At 66.4% G+C, this 11,437-nt stretch carries 9 protein-coding genes; 7 read left to right on the plus strand and 2 right to left on the minus strand.

Annotation, left to right across the window (positions count from 1 at the left end; all coding sequences use genetic code 11):
- Positions 1-359 precede the first annotated feature (359 nt).
- Positions 360-554: a hypothetical protein gene (locus tag JMJ56_RS34360; protein WP_236038759.1), complete on the plus strand. Its 195-nt coding sequence runs from the start codon at positions 360-362 to the stop codon at positions 552-554.
- A 165-nt stretch (positions 555-719) separates the two neighbouring features.
- On the opposite strand, the gene JMJ56_RS28745 is transcribed toward JMJ56_RS34360, so the two are convergent.
- Entirely contained in the window at positions 720-2,258 is a 1,539-nt protein-coding gene (locus JMJ56_RS28745; protein ID WP_202835186.1) for a winged helix-turn-helix domain-containing protein, read from the minus strand.
- Between the two features lie 194 nt (positions 2,259-2,452).
- Here JMJ56_RS28745 and JMJ56_RS28750 point away from each other — a divergent pair, with 194 nt between their 5' ends.
- The 3 genes from JMJ56_RS28750 to JMJ56_RS28760 all read left to right on the plus strand — a co-directional run bounded on the left by JMJ56_RS28750 (position 2,453) and on the right by JMJ56_RS28760 (position 6,045).
- On the plus strand, positions 2,453-3,448 hold the full coding sequence (locus tag JMJ56_RS28750) for a dienelactone hydrolase family protein (RefSeq protein ID WP_202835187.1): 996 nt from the start codon (positions 2,453-2,455) through the stop codon (positions 3,446-3,448).
- A gap of 17 nt (positions 3,449-3,465) precedes the next feature.
- On the plus strand, positions 3,466-4,734 hold the full coding sequence (locus JMJ56_RS28755; protein ID WP_202835188.1) for an MFS transporter: 1,269 nt from the start codon (positions 3,466-3,468) through the stop codon (positions 4,732-4,734).
- A 354-nt stretch (positions 4,735-5,088) separates the two neighbouring features.
- Complete coding sequence (locus JMJ56_RS28760) at positions 5,089-6,045, plus strand: Bug family tripartite tricarboxylate transporter substrate binding protein (RefSeq protein ID WP_202835189.1); 957 nt, start codon at positions 5,089-5,091, stop codon at positions 6,043-6,045.
- 421 nt (positions 6,046-6,466) lie between these two features.
- Here the strand turns inward: JMJ56_RS28760 and JMJ56_RS28765 are convergent, their stop codons facing one another.
- Entirely contained in the window at positions 6,467-9,346 is a 2,880-nt protein-coding gene (locus JMJ56_RS28765; RefSeq protein ID WP_202835190.1) for an ATP-binding protein, read from the minus strand.
- A gap of 242 nt (positions 9,347-9,588) precedes the next feature.
- On the opposite strand from JMJ56_RS28765, the gene JMJ56_RS35085 reads away from it, so the two are divergent.
- The 3 genes from JMJ56_RS35085 (at position 9,589) to JMJ56_RS28780 (ending at position 11,412) form a co-directional block, all read left to right on the plus strand.
- Entirely contained in the window at positions 9,589-9,783 is a 195-nt protein-coding gene (locus JMJ56_RS35085) for a DUF417 family protein (protein ID WP_202835191.1), read from the plus strand.
- A 50-nt stretch (positions 9,784-9,833) separates the two neighbouring features.
- The gene (locus tag JMJ56_RS28775) at positions 9,834-10,262 is read left to right on the plus strand and encodes a DUF417 family protein (RefSeq protein WP_202835192.1); all 429 of its coding nucleotides are present in this window, start codon (positions 9,834-9,836) and stop codon (positions 10,260-10,262) included.
- 121 nt (positions 10,263-10,383) lie between these two features.
- The gene (locus JMJ56_RS28780; protein WP_236038761.1) at positions 10,384-11,412 is read left to right on the plus strand and encodes an alpha/beta fold hydrolase; all 1,029 of its coding nucleotides are present in this window, start codon (positions 10,384-10,386) and stop codon (positions 11,410-11,412) included.
- Positions 11,413-11,437 lie beyond the last annotated feature (25 nt).

Consider the following 11,437-nt stretch of genomic DNA (forward strand, 5'->3'; position numbering starts at 1 on the left):
TGCGCTGGGCATCCGTCCGCCGCATGCTGCGAAGGCTATGTCAGAAAACCACATGATCCCGGATGGACTCTTAGGGCGCCCGTCAACATCGGATCCAATGCGAAAAGGCACAAAGGTCGCCTTCGGGTTGGTCGATCGGAATTGGTTCCGGACGCCCGAGTTCGCGTGGCCACCAACATCACGGTCCGGGTGCCGCTCGCTGTTTGACGTCGGCCGGGGCGGGAGGCGGTGGTGATGCCGGTGCAAGGGGATGTGCCAGCTGGCGTCGCTCGGGCTGACCTGGCGCTGGTGGAGGCGCTGGCGCGGGCGTTCCGGTACCAGCGGCTGCTCGACGAGGGCGATACGCCTCCATCAGCGAGATGGCCGCAGCGGAGAAGATTGAGCAGGGCTACCTGGGCAGCCTGCTGCGGTTGACTCTGCTGGCGCCAGAGATCGTGGAGGCGACCCTCGACGGCCAAGCCTCGTCTCTCCTCGGTCTGCCACAGCTGCTAGAACCGCTTCCGCTGAGCTGGGTGGAGCAGCAGTCCATGATCACCCGGGACGGGAAAGCTTAGGGCAGCTGTCTTAGGATGAACTGCGGGACCGATCCTGGTCGATAGCGGACCGGCGGCTTTGGAAACCAGGGCGGGCGGAAGCAAACCTTCGTCGTTCGTGGGCAATGCAGTAGGGTTCGACCCCGAGCGGACACTTGGGGCCATTGCGGCTCGCCTCCTGCGGTTTCAAGGGGGAAGACCAGCCGCGATGAGGTGCTGCCCATATCGCTCCCTTAAGGCTTCGTCACGGTAAGGCCAGCGCGGCTTGGCCACACCAATACGAAATTCTGGGCGCAACTCCATGAGGCGCGCCGCGGGCAGACGCGCTTCCTCCGCCCGGCCCAGCGCCGCGAGCGCGGCAGCGGTCATTGCGAGGTTTGAGGTGTAGCCACCATTGCTTTGCAGGGACCGCATCCCCCAATGCGCGGCTTCCTCCCAGCAGCCGTTTGCGTAGTGCGCGATGCTCAGGAAATGCTGGTATCGAAACAGTAGGGGATCCTCGGGCGAGAGGCGGATCGCGTGCTCTGCGTTACGCACCGCGTCCCCCGCCCGGCCGGAATAGGCCAAGGTCGGACTGATCCAGAGGCAGGTCTCTGCGTCGTTCGGTGCGATATCCAATGCGCGGTCGAGCAGTTCCTGCGCCCGGTCGTAGTCGTGGTATAGGATGGTGCAGTTGTGGCCGAGCACCGCGAGCGCGCGGGCATGGTCGCTGTCCAGCTCGAGCGCCAGCCGAACTTCTTCCTCCAGCGCGCGCGCCTCGGCCGCCGGGTCCTCCGACCAGCGCTGACCGATGCGCAGGCTATGCCAATCGGCTAGTGCGACGTGCGGCGTCGCAAAGCCGGGGTCGAGCGCCGCAGCCTGGCGCAGCATGTCGCCTGCCTTATCAAAGCTGGCCCGCTCGAGCCGGGACATCTCCTTTTGACCCATTAGCATCATGTGATAGGCGCCGAGGTCATGCCGCCGGCGCATCGCGTTGCGCAACTCCGCATCGCGCAGCCGGGGCATCACCATGTGGGCGATGGTTGTTGCCAGCTCGTCTGGCGCTTCGAACAGGCCAGCCCAGGTCAGATCGTAGGCGCGGTGCCAAACCACTGCACCTTGTACTGCCTCGGCCACCTCAACCCATAGGCGCACTCGCTCCCCTAAGCGCTGTAGGTTGCCGGAAGCGAGATAGTCCGCCCCGACCCGGCGGGCGAGCGCAGGCACGTCCTCCGTCACGCCGGCCAGGTGACGGGTTGAGTTGGCCGAGATCACGATCGGCTCGCGCAGCGCCGCAAGCGAGCCGACGACGCTGTCGAGCAAGATGTCGGCGAAGACAGCGAGGTTGGGGTCGCTGCCTCGTGGCAGCCGCAGTGGCATCATCGCAAACACCGGCACGCCGCCCATAGGCCGGGCGGCGGCAAGCGCTGCCTTCGGCCTGGCTGGCGCGATGTCGAGCAGGTAGCCGCGGCGCGGCAGGGTGCGCAGCAAAGCCTCGTCCGGTCCCAGAGCACGGCGGACATCGGCCACGCATTGGGTCAGGCCGTTCTCCGTCACGTAGACGCCAGGCCAGACTGCCTCGATCAGGTCATGGCGCGGCACCAGCTCGCCGCCCCGCTTGGCCAGATGGAGCAGGACCTGCGCCGTCTTCGGGCGGAGGATCGTCTCCGTGCCGTCGGGCGCGCGGACGACACCCTGCCCCGGCTCGAAGACCCGCTGCCCGATGGCGTAGCTCTGAGCCTCCACCTTCGCATCTCCGGCACGGAATGCACCTCAGTTTGTCCTGTAACACAGTGGGCAAGCGCATCAGAAGTGGCGGAGCCGGACCATTTTGGTATCGCATTTCACCTTGGCGTCAGAGTAATTTCACACCCGCTTCAGGCGCCCGCGGTCGGCCTGGGGCACCGTCCTGGCGACACCTCAATGGAGCCGCGACGTCCATGGACCAGCTCGCTGAGGCCTCCGGCTGGATCGCCAGCGCCTGCGTGCTGGCCGCCTTCCTGATGAAGCGCATGCGGCCGCTGCGGCTGGCGGCGATCGCCAGCAACGTGGCCTTCGTCGCTTATGCCGCGCAGCTCGGCCTGCTGCCGATCCTGCTCCTGCATGCCGCCCTGCTGCCGATCAACCTCTGGCGCCTGTCGGAGCAGCACCGGGCCGAAGCCGTGCCGAAGACCTCGTCGCGCGCGGGCTGGGCGGTCGTCACGGTGCTACTCGCCTTGTTGCTGGTCCTCGGTCCTGCGGCAGCGGACGAGCTGCCCGAAGGACCGGCCGTCGAGATCCGCTTCATGGAGGCGGGCGGGCTGGGCGGCAGGCTGTTCCTGCCGGCGCGCCGCCCGGTCGCTGGGCTCGTGCTGCTGCTCCCCGACGGGCTGGGCGCCGACCCGCGCAGCGCGTCCTATGTGGAACAGCTTCTCGGCGCGGACTTGGTAGTGTTCGACGTGTTGCGCGGCGAAGAAGACCCGGCGGCGGTGGCCAGGGCTGTCGCGGCGCTGCCGGCGGCAGCGGGGCTCGAGGCGAAGCCGGTAGGCGTCATCGGCTTCGGGGCCGGTGCACGGCGGGCCCTCGGTCTCGGGCCCGGGGTGGCAGGGCGTGTCCTGCTCTACCCTGGCTGCGCAGGCCTGGCCGCGGCCGCGGCGGCAGCGACGGACCCGGTGCTTGTACTGCACGGCAAAGCCGATGCTGGCAACAGCGCCGAAGACTGCGCCGACCTCGCCGAGCGGCTTGCCAGCGGCGGACGCCCGGTGCGCCGCATCGCCTATGCGGGTGCCGGCTACGCCTGGGACTACCCTGCCTTTGGGCAGTCGCAGCGAAGCCTGCTGCCGCGGCCCGACGGCGGCGGACTGGTGGCAGCGCTGGCCTGGCCGGAGCTCACTGCGATGTCTGCCGCCCAGGCCGCGGGGTTCCTCGGTGGCGCGCTGCGTGCCGCCACATGGTGAGCGGGGCGGCGATGCGCATGCGGCGCGCGGTCGCCAGGTCGACGCCTCGCCGTACCCCGTCAAGCCATGCATGGCGCCGTCCTGCCCCGCCGCCGCTGCTGTTCCGCGGCTGGCTCGTGGTGGCCGGCGCTTTCCTGGTGCTGATGGCGGGCTATGGCGCCGCCTATTCCTATGCTGCCTTCGCTGCGGAACTGGAGGAAGCCTTCGGCGCCTCGCGCGCTTCGGTCAGCATGGTTTATGCGATCTGCGGCTGCGCCGCCTTCGCTGTCAGCGCGGTCAGCGGCCCGCTGGCCGACCGCATCGGGCCGCGGCCGCTCGCCGCGGCGGGAATGGGGCTTGTCGCAATCGGGCTCCTCGCCGCGGCGGCTGCGCGGACGCTGCTCGAGATCTATTTCTGCTACGGACTGGTCATTGGTCTCGGCATCGGCTTCGCCTACGTGCCAGCGATGGCCGCCGTGCAGCGCTGGTTCGTCGCTTGGCGGGGCCTCGCCTCTGGCATGGCGGCGGCCGGCATCGGTGTCGGCACGGCACTTGTGCCGCCGGCGGCTTGGGCCGCCGCGGCCCTTGACGGATGGCGCATGGCCTTCGTTGCGGCAGGCATCGCGGTGGCGGTGGTCGGCATCGGCGGTGCGCTGCTGCTGGCGGAGTCGCCAGAGCGCTACGGCGAGCGCTGCGACGGCGACGCTGCCGCGCCCGCGCTGCCGACGGCAGAGGGGCCGGGCCTCGCCGAGGCGCTGCGCTGCCGGAGCTTCTGGCTGTATTATGCGGGGACGCTGCTTGTCTCCATGCCAATCTCGCTGCCCTTCGCTCATCTCGCCCAATCCGCCACAGATGTGGGAATGCCGAGGACCGAAGCGCTGGCACTGCTCAGCCTTCTCGGCATCGGCTCGATCATCGGCCGCTTCGCGCTCGGCGCGGTAGCTGACGAGATTGGCCGAGAGGCGACCTTTCTCGGCTGCAGCACGGCGGTGGTCGGGCTCACCGCGCTGTGGGCGCTGGCCGACAGCCATTTGCTGCTCGTCGCCTTCGCCGTTGGCTTCGGCGCGGCCTATGGCGGCTTCGTCGCCCTGCTGCCGGCGGTGACCGCCGATCGCTTCGGCCGCCGCGGTGTCGGAGGGGTTATTGGCGTGCTCTTTACTGGGCGCGGCATCGCGCTGCTAGTCGCCGCGCCGGCGCTCGCCCTGCTGACCGGCTGGACTGGAGGGTACGCACTGCCGCTGGGCATGATGGCGCTAGTCGGTGGCGTCGGCGTGGCGCTGCTAGCGATCGTGCCGCGATCGTCGTAGGTCCGCTCTCCGCCCTTCTCGGTCAGCCAGGGTTGGGTATGCTTGGCCCGCTTTCAGGATGTCGGTCGCGCCCAGCAGACGACTGAGATGGGCGCATAGCTGCTCATCCCGTGTTCTTAATTGGAATACTACATCGCCTACGAAGCTGGGCATTTGCGGGATAGAAGGTGGGGGTCGACGGTCGTCAGGACCGCCTTGTCTCACGACCACCGGAGCTCGGTAATTTCCCTGCGCACCTGTAGGCAACGCATGTTTCATGACGTCCGTGAGCAGCCGCCGGAGAGCGGTCATCACACGGGAGGATCACCTATGCACCGCCGTTCTTTCCTAGGCCTTGCTGCCCAGGCGCTCGCCATGCCCGCCATCGCCCGCGCCCAGGGATATGGCCAAGGCCAGGGCGGATTGCGCTACCCAGACCGGCCCATCCGCTTCATTGTCCCTTTCCCGCCCGGCGGCGGCACCGACGTGTGGGCCCGCTTGGTGGCTGAGGGCATGCAGACCGAACTCGGCCAACCGGTCCTGATCGAGAACCGTGCCGGCGCTGGCGGCATGGTGGGGGCAGAGGCCGCTTCAAAGGCCGTGCCGGACGGCTACACCCTACTCTACAACATTACGACACATGTGCAGGCGCCAGTGACTTTCCGCCGCTTCCCCTACGACCCGGTGCGTGACTTCTTCCCGGTAGGACGCCTCGGCACCACCGCCATCACCTTCTGTATCGGGCCGACCGTGCCGGCGTCTGTGACGACGCTCTCCGAGTTCGTGGATTGGGGCCGCGGGCGCGAGCTTGCCTTCGGCAACTACGGCCAAGGCTCGACAGGGCACGCTTATGCCCTGCTGCTGGCGCAGGAGGCACGGCTTCGCGTGACGCAAGTCGCTTACCGGGGCGAAGCGCCCATGCTGCAGGACCTGCTGGCCGGCAATTTCCACGGCGGCTTCCACAGCATGACGGCCTCAGGTGAGATGATCCGCACGCGGCGTATCCGGCCGCTGGCAACCGGCGGGGCAGATCGTGTGCCGTCGCTCGCGTCCGAAGTGCCGACGCTTCTTGAGCTTGGCTATTCCCGCCGTTTCGATTTCACAGGCTTCACTGGCCTCTTCGCACCGGCACGGGTCCCTCAGCCCATCCTGGATCAGTTGACCGCTGCCTTCCGCACGGTCGCAACCAGCGCAGAGATGGTGCGACGGCTGCGCGCCATCGACACCGTTCCCGGCTACGAGGATCCGCTAACATTCCGCAAGTCGGTCGAGCGGACCCTCCGTCAGTGGGAGGAGCTCGCGCAGAGCCTCGATCTCTACGCCACCGGGTGACAGCAGCAGGCCTTCCGACTGGCCCAGGGCGGCTCCCGTTGATTCTGATCTGAGCCGGTTGGACGCCAGGGCTCCGGAAATGCAAGAGCTTGGGGGCGGAGACGCCGATCTCGTCAATAACTTCGACCGGCAGGCGGTCGCCACGCTGAATATGGTGCCAGCATCCCGCCCGAAAATCGTGCGATCTCAACGCGGTAAAGCTTGAGGGTTAAATCGCCCTACCCTCAAGGTCCGGAGACTCTCCGGCATTTCGGAGAGAAAACCCGGCTCCGTTCCGCCGCTGCACCATCAAGGTTGCCGCAGAAACCCAGGCCAAACCTGCGCCTCAGCGCGGTGGTCTGATTGGGAGAGACAGGTTGTGAGGGGACCGACTGGAGCAGCGGTCGGAACTGGGGAATGAAAGTCTCTGGGGCGGTTTCGGTCAGGTGAGGCGCGACAGGAGTGCACGCGCATATTGGACGTCGATCATATTGCCCCCTTCTGTGACGCGGTCGAACACCGGCTGCAGGACGCGATGCGCTTCGGCGTGCCGTTCCTGGCTTAGGCGCAATAGCGCCAGGCTGCTTGCCGCCCGCAGTTCCCACAACAGTGCGCCCTGCCGGCGCGAAAGCCTGATGGCGCGCAGGAAGGTCCGCTCGGCGTGTCGCGCTCCAGCGACGGTCGTGTGCGGTGCTAACGCCCCCTCAAGACGGAAAAGTTCGGGGAGGTACCAGGTCTCGTCGTTCCGCTCGGACCATTCCACCGCGGCAGCCAACGTCGCCAGGGCCTCGTCGCACCGGCCGCCGCCGGCGAGGCCCTCCGCGAGTGCGCCCAGCATCTCGGGGTAGCAATACGACCGGCCACCATTGATGTTCGCGTCGATCGCCGTCTTCAGCTGCGCCGTTCCATCGACAAAGTCGCCCCGCCGAATCGACAACATCGCTTCCAGGCAACGGCCCTGCGATGCCCATCGGGCGAACTTGAACGTCGCGGCGGCATCGACAAGCTGCGCGACCGCCGCCTCGGCGGCCGGCATGTCCCTAAGCGTCAGGTACGTTGCACATAAAGCGTGGCGCAGCGTGAAGCAGATCGACATCCTGTGGTTCGCGTCCAGCGCCTGCTCGTAGCTCATTTTTGCCTGGATGCGCGCTTGGTCGGCGTAGCCCTGCAGCATCAGAACGCGCGACAGCATCGCCCGACTCTGAATGCGGACATCGGTCAGCAGCAGGGCCTCGTAGTCTCCCCGTGCCGCGGTCGCGGACATCGCAGCGGCCGGTTCGAGGCAAAGGCGAGCCGCCGAATGTCTTCCCGAATAGTGCAGCGCCGTCCCAAGGGCTCGATTGCCCACGGCGATGTCCGCGAACTTTCCTGAGCGCTTAGCCGCGGCCTGGATCCTTTCGGCCAGAGATTTGGTAGCCCTATTATCGCCGTCCCGCATCCGCAACGTCGACAGACCCCAGAGCGCCAGGATCTGGCTTTCGATGTCGCCAAGGCTTTCGGCGATATCAAGCCCCTCCGACAGGACGTCCTCAATGCTGCGCTCAGACGGGGCTGCCGTGTAGGAAAGCACGAAGCCAAGCGCGATGTGCAGACGCATCCGAATGCGCGGGTCTACCGCCGGCCCGCATCGTTCGAGCGCACGCTGGATCGCTTCCCGGCATTCTGGCAGGACGGCAAGGTGGAGCCACACGGGTGCGTAGGCGGCCGCGAGCGCCACGCCCATGGCGGCATCGCCGGTGTCGGAGAAACACCAGTCCAGCGCCGCGCGGACATTGCTGATCTCCTTGCCACAGGCTTCCAGCCCGCCTTCAACCGGTCGTCGTTCGACCAGGCCGCGGTAGTGTTCCGCATGTCGCTGGGCGGCCTCTCGCGCCTCTCCGGCGGCGCGAAGCTTGTCGAGGGCATAGGCGCGGAGCGTTTCCAGCAGGTGCCAGCGGGTGGCTTCGTGAATCCCCTCGACCGAGACCAGCGACTTGGCAACAAGCGTCGACAGGATCTCCGCAACGGTGCTCCCTTCGCCGATCCTGCCACGCGTCACCGCGACGACGGCATCCAGCGTGAACCCGCCGACAAAAACAGCCAGATGCCGCAGGAGGCATTGTTCCTCCGCCAACAAAAGGTCATAGCTCCAGTCGAGGGCGGCACGGAGGGTCTGGTGCCGCGGCAGCGCCGTCCGGCGGCCAAGGGTCAGGTGCGCGAAGCGATCCTCCAGCCTCGCCAGAACGAGTTCTGGGCCTAGCGTCGCGGCGCGCGCCGCGGCGAACTCGATGGCCAATGGTATGCCATCGAGCCGCCGGCATATCGCGCTGACAGCCCCCAGGTCCGTTCCTTCGGCGCAAAAATCAAAGCCAGAGGACCGCGTCCTCGCGACGAAGAGCCGTATCGCGCCGTGACGGAGCACTTCGCTGCGCTCCTTCATCCCCTCTGGCGGCAGTGATAGCGGGGGAACACGATAGATGCACTCGCCAGCGATCCGCAGCATCTCGCGGCTCGTCGCCAGGATGACCACGTGGGGGCAAAGCCGGATTATCTCATCCGCCATCGATGCTGCGGCGTCGATCAGGTGCTCGCAATTGTCAAGCATGAGCAGCATCGCGCGATCGCCGATGGCGTTGGCGACCGACGCCGCGGATGCCTGGCTCTCGCCGAACGTCAGGCCCAGCGCGCGCGCGACCGTGGATGGTACCAGCGCGGGATCGGTTGCCGTCGCAAACTCGATCACATGGGCACCATCATCGAATTCTCTGCCGGATTGCCGCGCGACTTCGAGGGCAAGGCTCGTCTTGCCAATCCCGCCCGGCCCCGTCAGCGTCACCATGCGATAGGCTGTCAATAGCACTGATATGTGCTGGATCGCATCGCTCCTGCCAATCAATTCCGAAGCGGTTGACGGCAGATTGCCCGCCGCGGGCCGTATGGACGCAGCGGGCATTTGCGGTACCGGCGTGACATCCTTCCGTCGGACAGTCCATCGGCCGAGGAGACGGTAGCCACGGCCTGACGCCGTCTGCAGCAGCCTGCGATCGGCACCCAGCGCCTTGCGGATGGCCGAGATGTGCACCTGCAGCGTGTTGTCCTCCACGATGGCGCCGGGCCAGACGCGCGCCATCAGGTGTTGCTTTGTCACCAGCTCACCGGCGGCCAAAACGAGGATTTCGAGAAGTTCGAATGCGCGTCCACCAAGCGCCACCGGCCGGTCGCGGCTGCGCAGCTCCCGCCGCACGATGTCGAGTTCCCAGGTCGCGGGTGCCTGGTCGAGTTCTGGCGCGGGCATGAACGCAACCTCGGTGGTGTCGCCGAACCCTAACGCTCCCGCGGCCATGGCCGCTACTGCGATGGCGGGCGCGGTGCTCTCTCCGCTGTGTGACGTTGTTCTTGTCCCGAGCCGCAGCGGCACCGCGGGAAGACTATGGCAAGCGCAGCTGAAGGCGACGCGATCCGGGTGAGGGCCTGGCCGGCCCATGAGATTCTCTCGACTCTTCAATAACGTATCAAGCAGTCCCGCCGGACCCTTCCCTAGGATTCGTTCGCGCGACGCGCGTCGCAATGCCAAGGAGAACGCCGATGAACGTCCTGGTCTCAATCCTGAGTTGGCTCAGTTCCACGGACCGTCCCGACTTCCACTTCATGCGTGTGGCGATCGCCGTCGCCTCCATCTGGATCTGCGCGGTCAAACTCGCGCTCCACGAGGCGGACAGCATCACGCCGCTAGTCGCCAACAATCCAGCCATGTTGCTGCTCTACAAGCACTCTAACTAGTACAGGGCGAACCTGACCTGCGAGGGAGAGTTGGTCCCAAAGCAGCGCGCATGGCAGACGAACAATGGCACCTACGTATTCGCAGCCGCCCCGGAATCCTCGAAATCTCGATCGAGCTGCTGATCGTTGCGGGGCTGATCTCGCTGGAAAATGGCGCTGCCGCCGCGCTCCTCGCATTCCTCCCCTCCTTCGTCACCCCGCCCTTCCTGCTGACGACGCCGGAGGCCTGGGTTCCTCCGCTCCGCCACCGGGAACGCGGCTTCCGTGCCTGTCCGGCCTGGGCGGCTTGTGTTGAAGGACGTGATGCTCTGTGCGGCCGGCTTATTGCTCCTGTTCGATCCCGCAAGGCTGCTCCCCCGCAAGCACCCGGTTCTGAGCTCTGGCGTGGCCAGAACAGGCAGCCGCGCCGCAACGACTGGCGACGTCCGCTCATAGCCAACCAAGAAGTCGCATCTCGGGCAACCCTGAAGCGCGGCTAAAGGCGATCCGCTTTCCGGCGATGCGGCCCCAACGTCGCGTTTCAGGATTTTTCAGGAACACCCCAAGGATTTGGACCGGACCACGGAATAGGGTTGGGTCATCAAGCTCACGGAGGCTTCGATGGAAGAGACCGGTGCCATGAAGATGGCTGCTCGGGCATGTGACCAGACGCGGCGAGATCGCCGCCGGGCCTTCCTGCTTGGCGGTGCCGGCATCGCTCCCGCCGTCGCCGCGTTGCGGACATCACAGGCGCAGGCCGCAACGGCGGCGCAGGCCGCGCTGCCCGTCACACGTTATCGCACCGCCGCCATCGACGGCGTGAACATCTTCTACCGTGAAGCTGGCCCGGCAGATGGGCCGGTAGTGCTGCTGCTGCACGGCTTCCCAACCTCGTCGCACATGTACCGCAACTTGATTCCGCTGCTTGCTGACCGCTACCGCGTGATTGCGCCCGACTACCCGGGCTACGGCCAGAGCGATATGCCGGACCGCGCATCCTTCGCCTACACCTTCGATCGCTTCGGCGCGCTGGTGGATGCTCTTCTCGATAGCCTGCGCGTGTCTCGATATGCGATGTACGTGATGGACTACGGTGCGCCGGTCGGCTGGCGTCTCGCACTAAAGCATCCGGACCGCATCACCGGTCTAATCGTCCAAAACGGAAACGCCTATGAAGAAGATCTCAAGGATTTCTGGGACCTGATCAAGGCGTATTGGGCGGACGGTTCGCCGGCGCATCGGGAAGCGCTAAAAGTTCTTGTAACGCCGGCAACAACGAAGTTCCAGTACACCGACGGTGTGCGCGACGTGTCGCGGATCGCGCCTGACAACTGGGTGCATGACCAAGCACTGCTCGACCGCCCGGGTAATGCTGACATCCAAATGGACCTGTTCTACGGCTATCGCACCAACCTCCCGCTTTATCCCGTAATTCAGGAGTGGTTCCGCGCTCGCAAGCCGCCGACGCTGATCGTCTGCGGCGCCAATGATCAGATCTTCCCGGCTGAGGGCGCCCATCCATACCGGCGCGATCTACCGGATGCCGAGCTGCACCTGCTCGATACGGGACACTTCGCACTCAAGGACAAGCTCGACGCGATGGCGCCGATGATCCGCGAGTTCCTCGACCGCAGGGTCGCACCGCACTGATTGACGCCGTCCGCCGCTTCGGCCC

This window comes from Belnapia arida (assembly GCF_016773205.1).
In the GTDB taxonomy this organism is placed as follows: domain Bacteria; phylum Pseudomonadota; class Alphaproteobacteria; order Acetobacterales; family Acetobacteraceae; genus Belnapia; species Belnapia arida.